17 protein-coding genes and 1 pseudogene are annotated in these 21,530 nt (G+C 31.7%); all 18 read left to right on the plus strand.

Annotation, left to right across the window (positions count from 1 at the left end; translation table 11 throughout):
- Positions 1 to 40 precede the first annotated feature (40 nt).
- The 18 genes and pseudogenes from GAN53_RS06655 to GAN53_RS06745 all read left to right on the plus strand — a co-directional run bounded on the left by GAN53_RS06655 (position 41) and on the right by GAN53_RS06745 (position 21,209).
- On the plus strand, positions 41 to 1,405 hold the full coding sequence (locus GAN53_RS06655) for an MATE family efflux transporter (RefSeq protein ID WP_060458958.1): 1,365 nt from the start codon (positions 41 to 43) through the stop codon (positions 1,403 to 1,405).
- A 609-nt stretch (positions 1,406 to 2,014) separates the two neighbouring features.
- The gene (locus GAN53_RS06660; protein ID WP_151410305.1) at positions 2,015 to 2,224 is read left to right on the plus strand and encodes an SHOCT domain-containing protein; all 210 of its coding nucleotides are present in this window, start codon (positions 2,015 to 2,017) and stop codon (positions 2,222 to 2,224) included.
- A gap of 59 nt (positions 2,225 to 2,283) precedes the next feature.
- Complete coding sequence (locus GAN53_RS06665; RefSeq protein ID WP_151410309.1) at positions 2,284 to 3,846, plus strand: recombinase family protein; 1,563 nt, start codon at positions 2,284 to 2,286, stop codon at positions 3,844 to 3,846.
- Positions 3,839 to 4,255 carry a recombinase family protein gene (locus GAN53_RS06670; protein ID WP_151410312.1) on the plus strand — a complete coding sequence of 139 codons (417 nt, stop codon included), beginning with the start codon at positions 3,839 to 3,841 and terminating at the stop codon, positions 4,253 to 4,255. Before GAN53_RS06665 ends, GAN53_RS06670 begins: the two co-directional genes overlap by 8 nt.
- On the plus strand, positions 4,248 to 5,810 hold the full coding sequence (locus tag GAN53_RS06675; protein ID WP_151410761.1) for a recombinase family protein: 1,563 nt from the start codon (positions 4,248 to 4,250) through the stop codon (positions 5,808 to 5,810). The genes GAN53_RS06670 and GAN53_RS06675 overlap by 8 nt, the downstream gene beginning before the upstream one ends.
- A gap of 71 nt (positions 5,811 to 5,881) precedes the next feature.
- The gene (locus GAN53_RS06680) at positions 5,882 to 6,520 is read left to right on the plus strand and encodes a TetR/AcrR family transcriptional regulator (protein WP_004835143.1); all 639 of its coding nucleotides are present in this window, start codon (positions 5,882 to 5,884) and stop codon (positions 6,518 to 6,520) included.
- 122 nt (positions 6,521 to 6,642) lie between these two features.
- Positions 6,643 to 7,239: an MptD family putative ECF transporter S component gene (locus GAN53_RS06685; RefSeq protein ID WP_019125108.1), complete on the plus strand. Its 597-nt coding sequence runs from the start codon at positions 6,643 to 6,645 to the stop codon at positions 7,237 to 7,239.
- Positions 7,229 to 7,942, plus strand: a complete 714-nt coding sequence (locus GAN53_RS06690) for an energy-coupling factor transporter transmembrane component T family protein (RefSeq protein ID WP_034439161.1) — start codon at positions 7,229 to 7,231, stop codon at positions 7,940 to 7,942. Before GAN53_RS06685 ends, GAN53_RS06690 begins: the two co-directional genes overlap by 11 nt.
- Positions 7,927 to 9,396, plus strand: a complete 1,470-nt coding sequence (locus GAN53_RS06695) for an ABC transporter ATP-binding protein (protein ID WP_151410315.1) — start codon at positions 7,927 to 7,929, stop codon at positions 9,394 to 9,396. Before GAN53_RS06690 ends, GAN53_RS06695 begins: the two co-directional genes overlap by 16 nt.
- The gene (locus GAN53_RS06700; RefSeq protein ID WP_151410317.1) at positions 9,386 to 11,176 is read left to right on the plus strand and encodes an ABC transporter ATP-binding protein; all 1,791 of its coding nucleotides are present in this window, start codon (positions 9,386 to 9,388) and stop codon (positions 11,174 to 11,176) included. The genes GAN53_RS06695 and GAN53_RS06700 overlap by 11 nt, the downstream gene beginning before the upstream one ends.
- Positions 11,169 to 12,914, plus strand: coding sequence for an ABC transporter ATP-binding protein (locus GAN53_RS06705; RefSeq protein WP_151410322.1), 1,746 nt, complete (start codon positions 11,169 to 11,171; stop codon positions 12,912 to 12,914). Before GAN53_RS06700 ends, GAN53_RS06705 begins: the two co-directional genes overlap by 8 nt.
- 26 nt (positions 12,915 to 12,940) lie before the next feature.
- Entirely contained in the window at positions 12,941 to 14,293 is a 1,353-nt protein-coding gene (locus tag GAN53_RS06710; protein ID WP_019125103.1) for an MATE family efflux transporter, read from the plus strand.
- Positions 14,294 to 14,604: 311 nt separating this feature from the next.
- A pseudogene (locus tag GAN53_RS06715) lies at positions 14,605 to 15,020 on the plus strand (sigma-70 family RNA polymerase sigma factor).
- 136 nt (positions 15,021 to 15,156) lie between these two features.
- Positions 15,157 to 15,357, plus strand: a complete 201-nt coding sequence (locus tag GAN53_RS06720; RefSeq protein WP_151410325.1) for a hypothetical protein — start codon at positions 15,157 to 15,159, stop codon at positions 15,355 to 15,357.
- Positions 15,358 to 15,729: 372 nt separating this feature from the next.
- Positions 15,730 to 16,317: a type IV toxin-antitoxin system AbiEi family antitoxin domain-containing protein gene (locus GAN53_RS06730; RefSeq protein ID WP_151410328.1), complete on the plus strand. Its 588-nt coding sequence runs from the start codon at positions 15,730 to 15,732 to the stop codon at positions 16,315 to 16,317.
- The gene (locus GAN53_RS06735; protein ID WP_151410331.1) at positions 16,314 to 17,150 is read left to right on the plus strand and encodes a nucleotidyl transferase AbiEii/AbiGii toxin family protein; all 837 of its coding nucleotides are present in this window, start codon (positions 16,314 to 16,316) and stop codon (positions 17,148 to 17,150) included. Before GAN53_RS06730 ends, GAN53_RS06735 begins: the two co-directional genes overlap by 4 nt.
- A 76-nt stretch (positions 17,151 to 17,226) precedes the next feature.
- A complete protein-coding gene (locus GAN53_RS06740; RefSeq protein ID WP_151410334.1) occupies positions 17,227 to 19,317 on the plus strand; it encodes an ATP-dependent nuclease in 2,091 nt (696 codons plus the stop codon).
- Entirely contained in the window at positions 19,305 to 21,209 is a 1,905-nt protein-coding gene (locus GAN53_RS06745; RefSeq protein ID WP_148473912.1) for a UvrD-helicase domain-containing protein, read from the plus strand. The genes GAN53_RS06740 and GAN53_RS06745 overlap by 13 nt, the downstream gene beginning before the upstream one ends.
- Positions 21,210 to 21,530 lie beyond the last annotated feature (321 nt).

Here is a 21,530-nt window from a genome sequence, read left to right on the forward strand (position 1 = left end):
TTTGCTAAAAAAATCTGGATGAAAAAAAGGAGGTAATTTTATGAAACAAGATATGAAAGAACAATTATTAACAAAAAGACCTATAGATTTACTTTTTCAATTATCTATCCCTGCTGTAATAGGAATGATAGTAATAGGTCTTTATCCACTAATGGATGGAATTTTTGCAGGAAATATTATAGGACAAACTGCAATGACAGCTTGTGGTGTAGCTATGCCACTTACCTTTTTTAATAGTGGAGTATCTACACTCATAGGTGTAGGTTCAGCATCAGTTTTATCAAGAGCTATAGGAAAGGGTGACCAAAAAACAGTTGATAAAATTATGGGGAATTTAATCTTTTGGGTTATCCTATTCTCATCAATTATTACAATAGGCGGAATTTTACTTGCACCACATTTTTTAGATATGGTTGGAGCAAGTGGAGAAATTAAAGAATATGGTATCAGATATTTACGAGTAATTTTCATTGGTTCTTTATTTGTAAACTTTACTCAATCAGCAAACATGGTTATGCGTGGAGAAGGATTAATGAAAAAAGCAATGCTCATTATGGGGCTAGGGGCTTTTTTAAACATAATTCTTGATCCAATTCTAATGAAATTAATGGGAAAATACGCAATAGAAGGGGCTGCACTTGCAACTATTACAGCACAATTTGTTCAAGCGATAATAACGCTCCATTACTTCAAATATAAAAGTAAAGCAGTAAAAATAAATAAAATCAAACCTGATCAGGAAATAAAAAAAGAAATGTTTGGCGTAGGGTCATCTGCTATGATGATGCAAATTTTATTTATGATTCAACAAACAATGCTATATAAAATGTCATTTAAATATGGCGGAGATACAAATGCTATCTTGATGGCAGCAACACTTAGAATATATGCCTTTTCATTCATTCCACTTTGGGGAATGAGTCAAGGTTTACAACCTGTAGTTGGTACAAATTTTGGAGCGAAAAAATACGACAGAGTAAAAGAAGCTATGAAAGTATTTTCTATCGGAGGATTAGTTCTTGCATCAATATTTTGGATACCAGCATTAGCATTTTCAAAGAATATTCTGTCTTTATTTGGAGTAGAAGAAAGTATTATAACTCAGGGAATAGGAAACTTTAGACTATTTTATTCTATCTTTATCCTATATGGAGTAATGGTAATGACTATAACATTCTTCCAATCAATAGGAAACGCTAAAAAAGCCGGCATAATAGTAATGCTAAGACAGTTATTTTTATTCGTACCTGCCATGATTATTTTACCAATGATATTTGGAGTTAAAGCAGTATGGTTTGCAGAACCCCTTGTAGATTTAATTATGATAATAGCTGGTGTAGTAATGATGTTTGGTGAATTAAATAGGATGGATAAAATTAGTTTGAAAAATTCAAGTAATGAATAATAAGTGGGTTTATTTAAAAGAATGGAGGAAAATATGCAAATAATGATAATTAAAGTAAATTTACCTTTTTTCTTTGGTTTATTCTGTTTATAAGCTAGATAACTCAGTTAAAAAATTAAATATAATTCTTATCAGAAAGAGTTTCTTTCATTTTAGAGGACTAACCATGCCCAAGAGCAGGAGTCCTCTTTTTTTGTTCCTTGAACTTACAAGCATACATGAAGACTGAAAAACAGAAAACCTTATAGTAAAAGAATACTCATCTGATATTGGTAGATAAAAATCAATATTTTACATACCTTTTAACACTTTTAAAAAGGGATGTGCAAAATCACAAAAATTCATTCTAAAAATAAAGCATTAAATTGTATCCAAATAGAGAAAGTTTGAGACCCTCCTTAAAGAACAGAATCATTACATAAAAATCAAATATTATATTTGACCTATTGGTATTCGTACAGGAATACTGATAGGTCTTTTTTCATCTAAATTTTTTAATTATTTAATTTTTACTCAAAAACACTCCCTTTGTCCTAAGGGATATAGAGGAGAGAATATTAGGGTTAAAAATAGCCTTAATTTCTTTGCCTGTGATATAGGAGGTGGAGTATGAGAGTAGAGAAGTTTGAAGGTGAAAAAGAAGTTATAAAGACTGAATATACTGAAAGGGATTTAAAGGCAGAGCTTAATTTCTATCTATCGGATAAATTCATTCAAGACCTATTTCTGTTAGATGAAATTAGCCTTGAAGAATATAGGAAAATTAGAAGAGAAAACATTAAAAAATTCAGACCTATTCTTTCAGAACTAATGCTATAAGACTTGATATATACTCATTTGTACGGGAATATAGCACTAAGAGAAAGAGAGGTGAGACGATGAAAAAGATAACAAAAATAGAAGCGAATCAAAAAGAAGGATCCATATTAAGAGTTGCTGCCTATGCAAGAGTATCGACTGATGAAGACGCTCAGCTTGTAAGCCTTAAAACGCAAAAAGCACACTACGAAAAGATGATAGCAGAGAACAAGTCATATACTTTTGCAGGTCTATACTTTGATGAAGGCATCACTGGAACCAAGAAAGAATGCAGAGACGGTCTTCTAAAAATGCTAAAAGATTGTGAGAATGGAAAGATAGATTTTATCCTAACCAAATCTATCTCAAGGCTTGCAAGAAACACGACAGATTGTTTGGAAATCGTAAGAAGACTCCTTGACCTAAATATTGGCATCTATTTTGAAAAAGAAAACATTGATACAAGGACCATGGAAAGCGAGTTGATGTTATCCATACTTTCATCCCTTGCAGAAAGTGAGTCCAGGTCTATATCAAAAAATAACAAATGGTCCATAAAGAAAAGATTTCAAAATGGAACGTTTATTATATCAAGCCCACCCTATGGCTATGAGAATATAGACGGAAAGATGGTAGTGAATGAAGAAGAAGGAAAAATCATAAAAGAAATATTTGAACAGTATCTTTCAGGTAAGGGAACACACAAAATAGCAGATGACTTAAATAAAAGAAAGATTAAAGGACAAAAAGGAGCAAGCTGGCATGGGTCAACTATAAACGGAATCTTAAAAAATGAAAAATATATAGGCGATGTCATCTACCAAAAGACCTATACAGATGAAAATTATAATAGACACAAGAATAAGGGAGAAGAAGACCAGTATAAGATAATAGACAACCATGAAGCCATTGTAAGTAGAGAGGACTTTGAGAAAGTTCAAGACCTAATAAGGATAAGGGCTATAGCAAAAGGAAATGGAGAAAACACTAAAAGATACCAAAATAGATATAGCCTATCGGGGAAAATAAAGTGTGGCGAGTGTGGTTCAAGCTTTAAAAGAAGACATCACTATAATGGCAAAGAAAAATATATAGCTTGGACTTGCAGTGAACACCTTAAAGATATTAATAAATGTTCTATGAAGTTTATTAAAGACAAGGACATAAAACTAGCTTTTGTGACTTTAGTAAACAAACTAATCTTCGGAAAAGATAGTATTTTTACACCACTCTTAGAATCCTTAAAGAGAGTGGACAGCAAGGAAGAAGTTGCGAAGATAAATAAAATAGAAGAAAGCTTAGAACAACTAAAGGAAAGAAAAGAGGTTCTAAGTAAACTAATAACTTCAGGAGTTTTAGATGCAAGTATATACGCAAAAGAAAGCAGTGAAATTTCAAGTGAAGAAAGTTATCTACTCAAAGAAAAGGAAAGAAGTAAAAAAGCCATCCTTGTAAATGATGAAGAAATAAGAGAGCTTGAAAAGCTAATAGGAATCTTAGATAAAAGTGAAATGATAGATCACTTTGAAGATGACTTGTTTGAAGAAATCATTGCCCACATACAAGTTGTCAATAGAGAGACTCTTGATTTTCATTTAAAGTGTGGACTTGTATTAAGAGAGGAAGTGCAAAATAATGTCTAGGTTATGCTATGGCTATACCATAAGAGACGGAAGATTAGAAGTTCAGGAAAAAGAAGCTGAGAATATAAGAAAAATCTTTAAAAACTATCTTGATGGCAATGCTCTTATAAAGTCAGCAGACCTTGCAGGCTTAAAGAAAAATAGTTCTAGTGTTAAAAGAATATTAACCAATAAAAAGTATTTAGGCAATGACATCTATCCCAAGATAATAGATGGAGAAAGCTTTGAAAAGGCAGGTCAAATGTTAAAGGAAAGGGCAGTGACCATGGGACGAGTTTGGGAAAAAGAAGAAGAGATTATTAAAGTTCCTTGTAAGTTTAGATATAAGAAAGAAGAGACTTTGCCTCTAGATCCTTTTGAGAGAGCAAGTTATAAGTATAGGTTAATCGAGGTGATAGATGATGAATAGCAAGGTTATAGTCATACCAGCGAAGAAGAAAAAAGGAAATTCCATCAAGGAATCAGAAAAGAAGAAACTGAGAGTGGCAGCTTATGCGAGGGTATCAACAGATAGCGATGAACAGGCAACTTCTTATGACACTCAAGTAGACCATTACACAAATTATATAAAGAAAAATCCAGATTGGGAATTTGCGGGAGTTTTTTCTGATGAAGGAATCAGTGGAACATATACCAAGAAAAGAGCTGGCTTTAATAAAATGATTGAAGAAGCCATGGAAGGAAATATCGACTACATCATTACTAAATCCATTTCAAGGTTTGCCAGAAACACACTAGACTGTTTAAAGTATATTCGTAAACTAAAAGAAAACAACATCCCAGTCTATTTTGAAAAAGAAAACATCAACACTATGGATGCCAAGGGAGAAGTCCTACTTACCATTATGGCATCTCTTGCTCAACAGGAAAGTCAGTCCTTATCACAAAATGTGAAGCTAGGCTTTCAATACAGATTTCAACAAGGACAAGTCCAAGTAAACCATAATAGGTTTTTAGGCTATACAAAAGACGAAGAGGGAAAACTTGTCATCGTTCCTGAAGAAGCAAAAATAGTAAAAAGGATCTACAGAGAATACTTGGAAGGAGCAAGCCTACGAGACATAAAGGTTGGACTTGAAAAAGATAAGATAGTAAATGGAGCAGGAAATAAGAAATGGCATGTATCAAACCTCAATCAAATATTAACCAATGAGAAATATATGGGGGATGCCCTATTACAAAAGACTTATACAGTGGATTTTCTAAATAAGAAAAGAGTAAAGAATGATGGAATTGCACCTCAATACTATGTAGAAAATAGCCACGAAGCCATCATACCAAAAGAAATCTTTATGCGAGTTGGAGAAGAAATGTACAGACGAGCTAATATGGTAAGTAGCAAAGGAAAAAGAAGAATTTATTCAAGCAAATACGCACTTTCAAGTATTGTCTACTGCTCTAAATGTGGGGATATTTACAGAAGAATAGCATGGAACAACAGAGGAAAGAAATATACTGTTTGGAGATGCTGCACAAGAGTAACCCATGGACCAGAAGCATGTGAAGCAAGAACCATAAGAGAAGAAGACCTACAAGAAGCAGTTGTAGAAGCAATCAATCAGCTTATATCTGAAAGCAGTCAATTAAAAGAAATAATAAAAGAGAATATAGAACAAGTAATAACATGGAATGTAAGTAGCAGAATTGAAGAAATAGACAAAGAAATGCTAAAAGTTCAAGAAGAACTTTTAAAAGTCGCAAATGCCAAGAAAGATTATACAGACCTTGCAGACAAGGTGGAAGAGTTAAGAAATGAAAAAGAAAAGATACTTCTAAATATAGCGGAAGAGAAGAATGAACAAAACAGACTAAAGGAATTAGAAGAGTTTTTAGATAATCAGGAATTGGAAATAGAAAGCTACGATGAAGACTTGGTAAGGAAACTTGTAGATAAGGTAGTTGTATATGATGAGGAACTAAAGATAGTGCTCAAGTCAGGAGTTGAAGTCAATGTATGTGTATAAATATCTTGACTTTCAAATATAACATGTGCTACAATGTAACTAAGTTATATTTGAAGAAAGGAGGGCAAATCGTGGCAAACGGAGATTATGAAGTAACTCATAATAGGATTCTTAATAGCGGTAAGAAAATTTTCAAAGAACAAGGATTTGAAAAGGCAAATTTAAGAGCTATTTGCAAAGAAGCAGGTGTTACTACTGGGGCGTTTTATGGTCATTTTGAGGATAAGGAAGCACTTTTTTCTGAGTTAGTTGAGCCGATTGTAAGCCAAATACGAAAATACTATGCTATGTATGAGGATGAGAGTTTTGAGACATATAAAAAGGAAGTTCCACTTGGGAAAGAAACCATTTATAAAATTTTAGACTCTAAAGCACATGGTGCTGTTAAGATGGTCTTGTATTTTTTTGAAAATAAAGATGCATTTGAGTTATTAGTGTTTGGTTCTTATGGAACAAAATACAGTAATTTTTTAGATGAACTCGTGGAAATAGAAGATAAAAATCACATCAAAATATTAAGCATGATTTATGGTGAAGATGGTGTCGGTAGTGTAATAACCGATATGGGAATTCACTTAATTAACCATGCATATTATTATGCTTTATCTGAAGTTGCTGTTCATTCTAAAAGCAGAGAAGAAGTAGAATTAAATGCCAAACTAATTTCAAAATTCTTTAATGAAGGATGGGGCAAAATACGAGGTTTGTAAAATGGAAAAATTTTTGCATCAAATATAACTTAGTTATATTAAAGATTTAATTTTATATAAATTGGCAACATGCTGTTTTATAAGCAGATAAAAAATATTATATGTATTCAAGGAGGAGAAAAATGAATTTAAAAAGTATTGTAAAAATAGCAGTATTTTCTGTTATTGGTTTTGTATTAACAATGGGATTGGGACTTTTGACAGGATCGTTTGGAATGATTCCGAGTTTGTATTTATCATCGGCACTTCCAACAATAATTGCCGCGCCAGTTTTTGTAATAATGTGTAAACAAGTCGCACAAAGAGGAACAGCATTCTTATATTTCTTATTACTCGGCGTGTTCTATGCTCTTATGGGAATGTGGCCTGTAATAGTAGTTTGTGCAATTGCAGGAATATTAGCAGAGCTTGTGATTGGTAAAAAGGAAAATTACTCAGACAAAACTATGAAAGTAGGTCTTGGTTTTGGTGCTGGTATGTTTATATATTCGCTTCATGCGATGTATTTCACATTCGTATTTGGTGTAGAAGGTCTTACAAAACAATTCCCTAAGATGTTTACAACAGACTATGCAACATTTCTTTATAATTTTTACACCCCTAAAAACATTGCAATTTGCGTAGTGATCGCAATCGTTGCATCAATTATTGGTGCTAATTTTGGAACATATATTTACAACAAATTCTTTAGCAACAGGAAGAAAAAAAGTGTTTTGTAAAGGTGAAAAAAATAATATAAACGAATACCAACTATCAGATAAAATCAACCCGCTTACTATAGTTGGGTTGATTTTACTATTTTCAGTTATTCTAACTGTTGGAGAGCAATCACAATATTTATTTTCCCTTATTTTTGTCTTAGGACTATTATTCTTATTTTCTATAAGAAAGGCATTTAGAACGATATGTTCATTGCTTATAGTATGGGGGCTTATTTATTTGCTGAAACCACACTTAGGAAATGTTTTGGTTGGTTCTATATATACAATGCTACTTATAGTGTTGAAATTTGCTCCACTTTTCATTTTGGGAAAAGTTCTGTCCTCATATAGTTCTTCGCATCTAATGGCTGCATTTAGAAAAATTGGAATTGATGGTGGAATAGGGATAGGAATTACAGTATTCTTTCGTTTTATTCCGGAAATCTCTATTAGGATGAAGGAAATAAACAATGGCATGAAAATTAGAGGATTTAAAGCAAGTATTTTCAAACCAATTAAAACATTTGAATTATATTTTGTTCCTCTTATGTATAAGTGCATAGATATAAGCGATACCTTAACTTGTTCAATCATATCAAAAGGTATTGAATATGATGGACAAAAAACAAGTTTTCATGAGGTGAGATTTACATTTATTGATATAGCAATGATGATCGGAGGAATGATTTTGTTGGGGGCGAGTTTATGGAAAATATTTTAGAGGCAGAAATCAAATCCTTTCATTATGGAGAAGATTTGATTTTGAAAGATTTAAAAATGTCTGTAAAGAAAGGCGAAATTATAGTCTTAACAGGTCTTTCAGGATGCGGAAAAACGACACTTTTAAGACTACTAAACGGGCTTATTCCGTCATTTTATGACGGTGATTTGGACGGCGAAATTAAGATTTTAGGGAAGGATATAACTACTTATAAAAAGGGAGAGTTAGCTAAATATATTGGCAATGTATTTCAAAATCCTAAGGATCAATTTTTTTGTGATGTAGTTGAAGATGAAATTGCTTTAGTAGGTGAAAATTTGGGATTAGACAGGGACACCATAAAAGAAAAAGTTGAAAAAGCAATGGACTTGTTAGGAATAAATCATATTAGCAAAAAATCCATTTTTGAATTATCAGGGGGAGAAAGGCAAAAGGTGGCGATAGCAGGAACACTTATTTATGATACAGACATTATCTTTTTCGATGAACCTTCAAGTAGCCTTGATTACGATAGTATAAAACATTTCAGTGAAATACTTATCAGATTGAAGACGATGGGAAAGACAATAATTATAGCGGAACATAGGCTCTATTATTTAAAAGAGATTTTTAGCAGATTGATTTATATAAAAGACGGTACAATATGTGATGTTTTTCCGAATGGTAGTCTTAGTAATGATAAATGTAAGGAACTTGAGTTAAGGACACTTAATGAAAGAGAATTGATATCAGAAAAAGAACCTATTGTGGCTAAAAGCTGTATCAAAGTAAATAAAGCCTGCATTCATCAAGGCAAAAGAACTTTGATAGAAGAATTAACTTTTGAGCTTGGAGAAAGCGAAATAATGGGAGTGATCGGTTCTAATGGTATTGGGAAAAGTACTTTGGCAAAAGCATTATGTGGTTTATCTGAAAAATATTTGGATGTCAGCTATGGACAGAAACAAAGAGAAAGACTTAGAAATTCATATTGCGTGTTACAAGATGTAGATGCTCAGATTTTTTTAGACACAGTAGAAAATGAGTTGATATTTTGTAAAGATAAAAACTCGGAAAATGATTTAGAAAAGATACGAGAATATCTGAAAGATACAAACCTGTGGCATAAAAAAACCAATCATCCGCAGAAACTATCCGGTGGACAAAAACAACGACTGGCAATTATTACTTCATTTTTATCCGGTCGTAAGCTGATAATTTTGGATGAACCAACATCGGGACTTGATTATAAAAGTATGAAAATTATGTCCGATTTAATTACAGAAAAAGCAAAGGAGATTCCAATTATAATAATTACTCATGATTTAGAACTGTTATTTAAAACCTGTCATTCCGTCTTAATGCTCGGTGATAATGGTTATAAAAAAATATCTGTAAAGGGAAATGAAGCGTTAATCATGGATTTTATGGATAAAAAAGGAAATTTATTGAAGGAGGAGAATGATGTTAAATAAGGTTTTTGAGTATGCTGGTTCGCATAAGAAAACAATACATTTAGCGAGTTTTATTATGCTATTAAGTGTCATTATGGGAGTTGTGCCATTTCTATTTGCTTATCAGATTATAAATCCCTTGATTTTAGGACAAAATTTGGAATTCACAAGGTTAGTTATTTTGCTTGCCGGTATTTTGATATGTTTGGTTTTGCAAGCATTATTAGGTGGTTTGGGTCTTAATATGTCCCATAAGGCAGCATATAACACATTATTTGGACTTAGAACATCTCTACAAAAAAAGATGGAGAATCTTCCCTTAGGAGCTATTGAAGAAAAGGGAACAGGTGCTATTAAAAAGATGTTTGTAGATGATATTGGTAGTTTGGAAGTTCTTTTGGCACACTCATTGCCTGAAGGAATTGCCAATTTAATTGTGCCTGTAATGGTATATATTGCAATGTTTTTCGTTGATTGGAGACTGGCACTTATGTCTTTGGCATCCATTCCACTAAGCATTGTCGCTATGATGATTATGTATTCCGCAGGAATGAAAAAAATGGGACCATATTATATGGCGAGTGGAAAAATGAATAATACCATTATTGAATATGTGAATGGTATGGAAGTAGTAAAAGTGTTTAACAAGCAAACGGAATCATATAAAAGATTTTCTAAAGATGTTGGAGATTATAGAGATTATGCACTCGCTTGGTATAAGACTGCATGGCCATGGATGGCATTATACAGTGCCTTACTTCCATGCACGATTATATTAACATTGCCGCTTGGAGGTTACTTTGCTTACATGGGCTATGTTAGTCTTTCTGATTTGATATTGGTATTATGCCTATCTTTGAGTATTGGCTTACCACTCTTAAAGGCTTTGGGATTTTTACCAACGATGCCACAGCTTAATTATAAAATATCTGCATTGGAAGATGCTTTAAATATAGAACCATTAAAACAAGGTGAAAACAAGTTTAAAGGTATAGATCATACTATTTCCTATGACAATGTTACATTTGGTTATCAACTAAGCAAGATGGGAGAGAATGGACAACCTGAAACATACATTAAAAATGTGATTCATAATGTGAGCTTTACAGCAAAAGTTGAAGAAAAGACAGCCATTGTTGGAGAATCAGGCTCAGGTAAAAGCACCTTAGCGAAACTCTTAATTCATTACTATGATGTTTTAGAGGGAAGTATTAGCATTGGAGGACAAAATTTACAGGATATGAGTCTTAAGGCACTGAATAAAGAGATTTCTTATGTGTCTCAAGACCAATATTTATTTAATACTTCACTCTTAGAAAATATTCGTATCGGAAATTTGTCAGCTACCGATGAAGAAGTGATAGAAGCTGCAAAGAAAGCTCAGTGTATGGAATTTTTAGATAAGCTCCCAAATGGTATTTACTCTTTGGCTGGCGAGGCAGGAAAGATGTTATCAGGTGGAGAAAGGCAAAGAATATCATTAGCGAGAGCTATTTTGAAAAATGCTCCGATTGTTGTACTTGATGAGGCAACAGCCTACGCAGATCCGGAAAATGAAGAAAAAATGGAAGCAGCTATTCGTGAACTTGTAAAAGGAAAAACATTGATTGTAATTGCTCATAAACTTCCGGCAATTGTAGATGCAGACCAAATATTGGTAATGAATCATGGTCGTTTAGTTGCAAATGGAAAACATAATGACTTGTTAGAATCATCAGCAGACTACCGTAAATTATGGGATGCGACACTATTTAGTAAAGATTGGAAAATCAGCAGAAAGGAAGGTGAAATGAATGTTTAAACTAATATCAAGAATTTTAAACTTGTCAGGAAAGTATAAAAATAGAATTAAAGGGGCATTTGTTTTTGCCTTTATTGAATCTGTTTTAAGTAAAATGCCTATTTTTATTGCATTTACTGTATTGATAGGATTTTATGAAAAGACAATATCACCGAAAACATTCTTGTATGTAGGAATAGGACTTGGTTTGGTAGTGTTGGTACAGGCATTGGTTCATTTTTTAAGCGATAAATTGCAAAGTGCTGCTGGCTTTCTGATTTTTGCAGATAAAAGGATGGAGCTTGGAAATCACCTTAGAAAACTTCCTATGGGATATTTCACATCAGGAAATTTAGGAAAAATCAATTCTGTTTTAAGTTCAGATATGTCATTCATTGAGGAAGTATCCATGAGCACCATAGCTAATATGATGAGTTATGTGCTTTCAACCGTTGTGCTTACTATATTCATGTTTGTTTTAGATTATAGAATAGGTCTTGTGTCTGTGTGTGTAACTCTAATAGCAACATTACTTGCAAGCAGAATGAATAAAATGTCTTTATCTGAAGCTGTTATCAGGCAAGAGCAAGGAGAGAAGCTAACAGATGCAGTTTTGTCATTTGCAGAAGGAATTAGTGTAATCAAAAGCTATAACCTTTTAGGAGACAATTCAAAGGCTCTTACAGATAGCTTTGCTTCATCAAGAGACACTTCTATAAAGTTTGAAAAGAAGATGACACCTTGGACAAGCGGATTGAACATTATTTATGGTATCGGAATTACTTTTATTTTGGCACTTGCTTTGTATCTTCATTTACAAGGAATGTTGAAACTTCCTTATGTGTTAGGACTGATACTATTTGTATTTGACTTATTCAGTCCATTAAAAATTCTTTATGGAGAAGCAAGCAGGCTAACAGTTATGAATGCTGCTTTAGATCGTATTGAAGAAGTATTAAATGAAACAGAACTACAGGATACAGGTAAAAAACATCTCTTAAAGGCTAAGTTTGGTGAGCCGGAAATTAGTTTTAATCATGTGAAATTTTCTTATGGAGAAAAAGAGGTTTTGCATGATATGAATTTTGAAATGAAAAAGAATACAATGACAGCTTTAGTTGGACAGTCCGGAGGAGGAAAATCTACAGTAGCAAATCTTTTGGCAAGATTTTGGGATGTAGACTCCGGTGAAATTTTGATTAGAGGGGTGAATATAAAGGATGTTTCGCTATCTGAATTGATGTCGGAAATTAGTATGGTTTTCCAGAGAGTGTATTTGTTTCAAGATACGATTTTTAACAATATTGCCATGGGGAAAGAAAATGCGACGAAAGAAGAAGTTATAGAAGCTGCAAAAAAAGCAAGATGCTATGATTTTATTATGGCACTTCCTGATGGATTTGACACAATGATTGGAGAAGGCGGAGCAACTCTATCCGGTGGTGAAAAACAAAGAATTTCTATTGCTCGCTGCATATTAAAAGATGCTCCTATTGTAATTCTTGACGAGGCAACAGCAAGTGTTGATGTGGACAATGAAAGCTATATACAGGAAGCAATCAGTGAATTGGTAAAGAATAAAACATTATTAGTTATCGCCCATAGATTAAATACTATTAGAGATGCCGATAGTATTATTGTAATCAAGGAAGGGAATATTGCAGAACAAGGAACCCATAATGAGCTAATTGCTTTAAATGGGATTTATAAAAATATGGTAGAGCTCCAAGAAAAAAATAAAGGACTAAAAATTATATAAAAATTGGTCTAAGAGAGGAGAAGGCAATGAAACAAGATATGAAAGAACAATTATTAACAAAAAGACCGATAGATTTACTCTTTCAGTTATCTATTCCGGCAGTTATCGGAATGATTGTTATCGGTCTGTATCCGTTAATGGACGGAATATTTGCAGGGAAAATTATAGGACAGACAGCAATGACTGCCTGTGGTGTCGCAATGCCACTTACCTTTTTCAACAGCGGTGTTTCAACTTTACTTGGTGTAGGTTCTGCATCTGTACTTTCAAGAGCAATCGGTAAAGGGGATCAAAAAACTGTAGATAAAATTATGGGTAACCTAATCTATTGGGTGATTTTCTTCTCTGTAATTATTACAGTTGGAGGAATACTTCTTGCTCCGCATTTTTTAGATATGGTCGGTGCAACGGGTGAAATCAAAGCCTATGGTATTAGATACCTTAGAGTAATTTTTATAGGTTCTCTATTTGTAAACTTCACACAGTCCGCAAACATGGTTATGCGTGGCGAAGGACTGATGAAAAAAGCTATGACGATTATGGGACTTGGAGCATTACTGAATATCATTCTTGATCCGATTTTAATGACAGTTATGGGTGAATATGCGATTGAAGGTGCTGCCCTTGCAACCATCACAGCACAATTTGTTCAGGCAGTGGCAACACTACATTATTTCTTGAAAAAGAGTAAAGTTGTTAAAATCCATAAGATAAAGTCTGATGCGGGAATTAAAAAAGAAATGTTTTCTGTCGGTTCATCCGCTATGATGATGCAGCTTTTGTTTATGATTCAACAGACTATGCTCTATAAAATGGCATTTAAGTATGGCGGAGATACCAATGGAATTTTGATGGCGGCATCACTTCGTGTATATGCCTTTTCATTTATTCCTCTTTGGGGAATGAGTCAAGGCTTACAACCTGTTGTTGGAACAAACTTTGGAGCAAAGCAGTATGACAGAGTAAGACAGGCTATGAAGGTCTTTTCTATTGGCGGTTTAGTTCTTGCAGCAATCTTTTGGATTCCGTCTTTATTGCTTTCAAGTCAAATACTATCTTTATTCGGTGTAGAAGCAAACATCATTGCACAGGGTGTTGGAAACTTTAGATTGTTCTATTCCGTATTTATTTTGTATGGAGTAATGGTTATGACTGTTACTTTCTTCCAATCAATCGGAAACGGAAAGAAAGCTGGGATAATCGTAATGCTTAGACAACTGTTTTTGTTTGTTCCTGCCATGATTTTATTGCCAATGATATTTGGAGTAAAAGCTGTTTGGTTTACACAGCCACTTGTTGATTTCATTATGATTGTTGTTGGCGTTTTCATGATGATTGGGGAACTGAATAAAATGGGGAAAGAAAAAGTTCAAGCGTAAAATTTCTTATTAGGTGTTTAGAATTTGAAACATTAGAAGGACTTAATTTATGGAAAATAGTTAGCTATAAAATGGAGGGATAGAAATGGAAAAGTCTATATATTTATTTGAAAGAATAAACCACAATAAAAATAGTCCTTTTTCCTATAAGCTTTATAGCTGTTTGTCTTTCCATATGCTCGTCTAAACAATTAAATATAATTAAAGGAAGAACAAGTTTCTTTCGTTTTAGAGGACTTCTTATGCCAAGGTGCAGGAGTCCTCCTTTTTTTGTTTTAAAACGCAGACAAAAAGAAATGGAGGAAGCATATATGCCAAAAAAATATTACCTTTATATCAACGGACAAAATGTCAAAGTCAGTGAAGATATTTATAAAGTCTACTGGCGAGAAAGAGAACACGAAAAGTATTTGGAGCAGGTGGAAAGAAAAAACCACTTGCTCTTTTTTCATCATTGGATCATGACGGACATTTTGTAGATAATATTGTTGATGAAAGTGTTGATGTAGAAAAGATTGTTGAAACACAGATGATGATTGAAGCAGTCAGAAATACAATTTCAAGACTCAATGCAGAAGAAAGGGGCATCATTGAGCGTTTGTACTTTCAGGATGAAATTCTTTCGAGTATTACAAGAATAAAGAAAGTGAGTTATCAAGCTATACAATGGCGTAAGAATAATATATTGAAAAAACTGAAGTTGTTATTAGAAGATTTTTTAAGATAATCGACTTGTAGATAAGGGCAGATTTTCCATTATAAAGTAAAGGTGATATAGGGCTATTTTTCTTTGCTTATTAATAGTATATTATGTAATGAGAGAAGGAATTTATATCATAGATATATTCCCACATACGAGGCTTTTGAAAAATCTCAAATTTTATCCATACAGACCACTCAAGCCACGTGGAGGCTATAGCGTTGATACAAAAGATGTAAATATAGAAATCCTGCATTTTAAGCAGTTTTATAAGCATTTTGTCTTCGATAAAGATGAAGAGGGATATGTTAAAAAGACTCAAAAAAACTACATGGACGTAAGAGTAGTTTTGAGACTAGTATGAGGAAACACAAAAAATATAATAACTCATTTTGTACTTTCTACAAGAGTAGCTTAAAAGGCTACTCTTTTTTTCTAAAAAGTAGGTACATATAAATTTTAAATATTACTAATTATACAAAATCTGATTTCCGAAAAGCAGAAGTCCAGACTTCCGAAAATCGGAATTCAAGAACTCTGAATAATGGATTTCAAGAACTCCGAATATCGGAGAGTAACTATAATAATATTAGTAATATTGAGTTAAGAAAGAATAATTTTAGAAAGGGAGTAAGGATTCGTTACATCCTTTTTTAAAAATGGACAACTCACAAGCCAACTTTACATCTTCGCTTTTATAACATATAATAAAAGCGTAAACGAGAGGAGGTAAACTATGAATACACTTAAAGAATATATACAAGAAAATTTAGTAATCACCAACAAAGAAGCAGAAGAGCTTGGATATACTAGGCATAATTTATCAGAATTAACAAAGAGTGGACAATTAGAAAGATTAAGACCAGGACTATATCAATTAAAAGGAAAAGTAATAGACGATTTTGTTTTAATATCATCAAATAGTAATCGAATTATATTTTCCCAGCAAACAGCCCTATACCTCCACGACATATCAGACAGAACTCCAAATGTATTTCATATATCTGTACCCCAAGGCTATAATGCAAGTCATATCAAAAATAGATATAAAGACCTCCAAGTTCACTATGTAAAAAAAGACTTGTACGAGATTGGCAAGACAGAAATAAAATCACCACAAGGCAACCTTGTTCCAGTTTACGATATAGATCGAACAATTTGCGACATCATAATCGACAGTGAAAAAATAGATAAACAGATTTTTACAGAAGCCTTAAAAAGATACTTTAAATCACCAAATAAAAATCTAAGACGACTCATAAAATACAGTAGACTATTTAAAATAGAAGATGAAATTAGGAAATATATGGAGGTATTATTGTGATTAATATCGAGAGTATAAAGGGCAAGATAAGAAGCATGGCAGAGAAGAAAAATCTAAAGTCGCAAGAAGTTTTGCAAATATATTTTTTCGAAAGATTTTTAGAAAGACTATCTAAATCAAAGTACAAAAATAATTTTGTAATAAAGGGAGGATTCCTCATATCATCCTTAATCGGCATTGAAAATAGAACAACTATGGATATGGACACAACCATAAAAGGCATACCCCTAAAAGAGGAAAAAATAAAAGAAATCGTAGAAGAAATTATAAATATAAATGTAGATGATGGAATAAGATTTGAAATAAAAGACATCTCTTATATTAGAGAAGAAGACGAGTACGAGAACTTTAGAGTTTCACTAATAGCAAATGTTGGAAAGACTAAAAATCCGATGAAACTAGACTTAACAACAGGAGATGCAATAACACCAAGGGAAATAGAATATACCTATCCCTGTATCTTTAGCAAAGAAAATATAAAAATAATGGCATACCCATTAGAAACAATTCTCGCAGAAAAATATGAAACAATAATCAGAAGAAATATAGCAACGACACGAATGAGAGACTTTTACGACCTATACACCCTCTACAAACTAAAGAAAGATGAGATAAACTATGAAATTTTAAAAGAAGCAGTAGAGAGAACCTTAAACAAAAGAGAAAGCTGGGAGATAATGCAAGACTATGAGGAAATAATCGAGGACATAAAAGAAGATTCATACCTAAGATCCTTGTGGGAAGTATATCTCAGTGAAAATAAGTATATTGGGGATTTGAGCTTTGATAAGGTTGTTGATGTAGTGAGAATCGTTTCGAAAACAACAAGTTGATGTAAGTAGACAAAGGATTTTTAGGAAAATAAATATAAAAAAAAGTTTGATTTAGAAGGTAAAGAGGAGTATTAAAATGATTTTAAAAAAGATGAAAGTCAAAAACTTTAGATTATTAAAAAATTTTGAGTTAAATTTTAAAGATGAATTGTCGCTAGTTATAGGCAAAAATAATTGTGGAAAAACATCATCTATTATTGTTTTAGATAAAATGCTAAATTCATCTAAATTATTTTGGGAAGATATAAATTTAGAATGCCAGAAAGATCTCTATAAAAAAATAATTGGTTTTGATATAACAAAGCTGGATGAAGTTCAATTATTAGAAACTATTAATATGCAATTATTCATTGAGTATAATGATAATGATTCATATGAGAATATTCAAAAATTCATGATGGACTTAAATCCAGATAATAACATAATAGTTTTAGAATTTATTTCGGTAATAGCTGCAAAAAAAATCATAGAATTAAAAAACATTATTAGTGAAAAAAATATTGAAGATTTTAAATCATTTTCCAAATTTATGAGTAAGAATTTTGCAAACTTCTTTGAAACGAAAAAATATTCAAGAGGGTTTGATGTTGAAGCAAAAAAAACAACGCAAGATAGATCAGAAGAAATTGATAATAAAGATATTCAAAAAGTCATTAAAGTGGCAGGAATAAGAGCTGATCGAGCGGTTTCTAATGATGATCGTAATCATGTTTTATCAGGTTTAACTGGTAAATATTTCAGTTCTTATAAAGCTGCAAAAGATGAAAGTGAATCGGTATTTACAAGACTTGAAGAAAAATTGGAGGAAGCCGATAAAGAATTATATAAGATTTACAATGGAGAAAAAAGTGAAGGTGAAGAACCCATTGATGGTATTTTTAGTGATGTTATAGATGTTATTAAAACTTATGGTGGTGCAGAAAATGGAATTGATATAGCAATAGAGTCATCTATTTCAGAGAAAAATTTATTGTCAGATAATACAAACTTAAGTTATAGACAAGGGGGAGATTATTCGCTTCCAGAAACATATAATGGATTGGGGTATTTGAATTTAATTGGTATTTTATTTGAGATTGAAACCAATATACAGGAATTGTTTGAACAACCAGCAGATATAAATCTCTTATATATTGAAGAACCTGAAGCACATACACACCCTCAGTTACAGTATATATTTATAAGGAATATTAAATCTCATATCAAAGCACATAGAAATAAGTTGTTGAAAGAAAAGAATAAGCAGTTGCAGATTTTAATCACTTCGCATTCATCACATATAGTTTCTGAATGTAACTTTGATGACATTATATATTTGAAGAAAAACGGGAATACGGTCATAGCTAAGAGCTTTAATTCTTTAAAAGAAGAGTATGGTGGAGATGAACAGAAAGGATTTAAGTTTGTAAAACAATATCTGACAATGAATAGAAGTGAACTTTTCTTTGCGGATAAAGCTATTTGTATAGAAGGAGATACCGAACGAATTTTAATGCCAGTGATGATGCATAAAATTGATAATAAAGAAAAGCCAAGAGCAGATATTATACCACTATTATCACAGAATATTTCTATAATAGAAGTTGGAGCGCATTCTCATATATTTATGCCTTTATTTTCCTTTTTAGGAACAAAAGTTTTGTTTGTTACGGATATTGACTCTGTTAAAGCTGAAAAGAAAATAGATAAAAATGGAAAAGAAAGAACTGTATATACGAGTTGTCACCCCGATGAGGGAACACATACAAGTAACGCATCAATAAAAGAATTTTTTAAAGATACTGGAATTGATACATCGAATAATCAATTTAAGGAACTTGTAGGGAAAAATGCTGAGGATAAAATTAAAGATAATATGAGAATGGCCTATCAAATACCAGAATCTTATGGTGAGTATCAAGCGAGTAGTTTTGAAGATGCATTTATAGCACTAAATAAAGACTTTATATTAAAAAACAAAGAAGGATTTTATCAATATGGAGCTTTAAAAGATTTTTCGAATGATGAAATAGAAAATGGTGATTATTATAATTTTGCTTTGAATAATGTGAAAAAGAAATCGGCATTTGCATCAAGCTTATTGTATTTTGATAATGAGAATGGCGAAGAAGATGAAAAATGGGCAGTTCCACATTATATTGAGGAGGGCTTATTATGGATACGCTAACATTGGAAAAAGAAGTATTAGAAGCTCTTCAATGTATAAAAAATGGTGAAAATTTTATTTTAGAAGGTGGAGCAGGTAGTGGAAAAACATACTCCTTAATTTCCTTAATAAATGCACTCACAGAGGAATTACCAGATATAAAGATAGTATGCATTACATATACAAATAATGCAGTTGCCGAAATTTTATCAAGAATAGAAAATGAGAATATTTGGGTTTCAACAATACATGAGTTTATATGGTCTCTTATCAGAAAATATCAGAATGAAATAAAAAATATTTTAGTTGAGCTTATTAACGATGATAATGAAAAGAACTTTAAAAAGCCAAAAGATTTTTCTGAGGATTTAATTTCTAAAGAATATTTCGAAAATCTTTATGTGGATTATGATGAGTATTATTCTGTAACGCCAAATGAAGAAAATAGAGTGAAAATCAGCCATAATCACATTTTGATTGTTGCAGAGAAAATGTTTGAGAAATATAAAAAAATAGCGGACATTTTAAAGGATATTGCAGATTGTATTTTTGTTGATGAATATCAGGATACAAGTCCTTTAGTTGCTGATATTTTACTAAAGCATCTTGAGCAAAGCGATAAGAAAAATGTAATTGGTTTTTTTGGAGATTCAATGCAGTCTATATATGACGACGGAGTTGGTAATTTAAATCAATATAATTTAACTAAAATAGTAAAGACGCAAAACCGAAGAAATCCAAGAGTTGTAATCGAAGTAGCCAATAAGTTTAGAGATGATGATATTGAGCAAAGACCTTCAGAAGATATAAATGCACCTAATATGGAAAATGGTACTATTAGAGAAGGTAGTATTAAATTTTTATATGGAACTGAAATAAATGATTTTATAAGTGTAAAGGGGAAGAATATTTTTGAATCTTGGGATTTTTCTGATGGAAAACAAACAAAAGAGTTAAGGCTAACACATAAATATAATGCTGAAATGACTGGCTTTAAAGACTTATATGATCTATATAATGCTGATTTGATAACTAAGCTTATAAGTGAGATAAAGAAAAAAATTGATAAGGGAAATTTAGACTGTAATAAGACTTTGGGAGAAATAGCGTTAGAGGTAAAACCGACATATAACAAAGTGGAGCTGTTAGATCAAATTAACGGAAATGAAATTTATCAGTCAATATATAGTGTTTTAGAAGATGTGTCATGGGAAGAAGCTTACGAAAAATGTAGAATCACTAAGGAATCACTCATGTCATATAAATTAAATGGAATGAGTGGTAGATATGAAGCTAATTCTTATAGAGATAGGATTTTACGCAGATTAGATATATTAGAGGAGATTATTGAATTATATGAGGCTAATAGATTTAATGATTTTCTGAGAATAACAAAATTTTCTATTCATAATAGGAATGATAAGATTTGCCTTAAGCAAGCAATTGATTATCTTGTAAGTGAAGATAATCAAACGATAGAAAATGTATTAAAATTTGCGGAAGTAAAAGGGTTACTCAAAGAAGATGAATTGTTTAGTGATTATATTTCAAATAAAGGGTTTTATTTATGGGAGAGAATAAAAAAGATAACATTTAATCAATATAGAAAAAGCGTTTTATATTTAAAAGAATTTTCACCAATTTGTACTCAACATAGTGTTAAAGGTAGTGAATATGACAATGTATTGCTTGTATTAGAGTCTGATTGGAATAAATATGACTTTAGAACATTATTTGGTAAAGGATCTCCGAACTCTAATGTTCAGAAACGTACAAAAAAATTATTTTATGTATGTATAACAAGAGCAAAAAAGAATTTAATAATATATATGCCTACTGATGATTCTGACATATTAGAAAAAGCTAAAGAGTATTTTGGAGAAGAAAATGTTATAGATCTCTCTTCGATTTAATTGAAAAGTAGGTACTATTTCTACTTATGTTTTATGCTGCTTTTTAATATTATTCTATAGAATGAAAAAAGATAATTACTATTTTTATTTTAAGAATACTCTTGCATGAGGGTATTCTTTTTTTATTGTATTTACTAGAATACTATATTTAAGTTCGGAAAGATATTTTTCAAATCATGTAGATTGATTTGAAAAATAAAAACATGATTATATTCATGAAAAATGCAGTATTTGATGTACCTAGTTTTTATTAAAAATGTAGAATTTCTCAGCTGGTATTTAATGTATTTATAAATTAAATTTTGATTTATATAATAAATT

It is taken from the genome of Anaerococcus sp. Marseille-P9784, from assembly GCF_902500265.1.
GTDB lineage: Bacteria > Bacillota > Clostridia > Tissierellales > Peptoniphilaceae > Anaerococcus.

What these genes read in the sequence shown, in the direction of transcription:
- GAN53_RS06660 (WP_151410305.1), top strand. Translation starts at nt 2,015, where the DNA reads ATGAGAGTAGAGAAGTTTGAAGGTGAAAAAGAAGTTATAAAGACTGAA.
- GAN53_RS06700 (WP_151410317.1), top strand. Translation starts at nt 9,386, where the DNA reads ATGTTAAATAAGGTTTTTGAGTATGCTGGTTCGCATAAGAAAACAATA.
- GAN53_RS06670 (WP_151410312.1), top strand. Translation starts at nt 3,839, where the DNA reads ATGTCTAGGTTATGCTATGGCTATACCATAAGAGACGGAAGATTAGAA.
- GAN53_RS06740 (WP_151410334.1), top strand. Translation starts at nt 17,227, where the DNA reads ATGATTTTAAAAAAGATGAAAGTCAAAAACTTTAGATTATTAAAAAAT.
- GAN53_RS06730 (WP_151410328.1), top strand. Translation starts at nt 15,730, where the DNA reads ATGAATACACTTAAAGAATATATACAAGAAAATTTAGTAATCACCAAC.
- GAN53_RS06705 (WP_151410322.1), top strand. Translation starts at nt 11,169, where the DNA reads ATGTTTAAACTAATATCAAGAATTTTAAACTTGTCAGGAAAGTATAAA.
- GAN53_RS06675 (WP_151410761.1), top strand. Translation starts at nt 4,248, where the DNA reads ATGAATAGCAAGGTTATAGTCATACCAGCGAAGAAGAAAAAAGGAAAT.
- GAN53_RS06710 (WP_019125103.1), top strand. Translation starts at nt 12,941, where the DNA reads ATGAAACAAGATATGAAAGAACAATTATTAACAAAAAGACCGATAGAT.
- GAN53_RS06695 (WP_151410315.1), top strand. Translation starts at nt 7,927, where the DNA reads ATGGAAAATATTTTAGAGGCAGAAATCAAATCCTTTCATTATGGAGAA.
- GAN53_RS06665 (WP_151410309.1), top strand. Translation starts at nt 2,284, where the DNA reads ATGAAAAAGATAACAAAAATAGAAGCGAATCAAAAAGAAGGATCCATA.
- GAN53_RS06655 (WP_060458958.1), top strand. Translation starts at nt 41, where the DNA reads ATGAAACAAGATATGAAAGAACAATTATTAACAAAAAGACCTATAGAT.
- GAN53_RS06745 (WP_148473912.1), top strand. Translation starts at nt 19,305, where the DNA reads ATGGATACGCTAACATTGGAAAAAGAAGTATTAGAAGCTCTTCAATGT.
- GAN53_RS06685 (WP_019125108.1), top strand. Translation starts at nt 6,643, where the DNA reads ATGAATTTAAAAAGTATTGTAAAAATAGCAGTATTTTCTGTTATTGGT.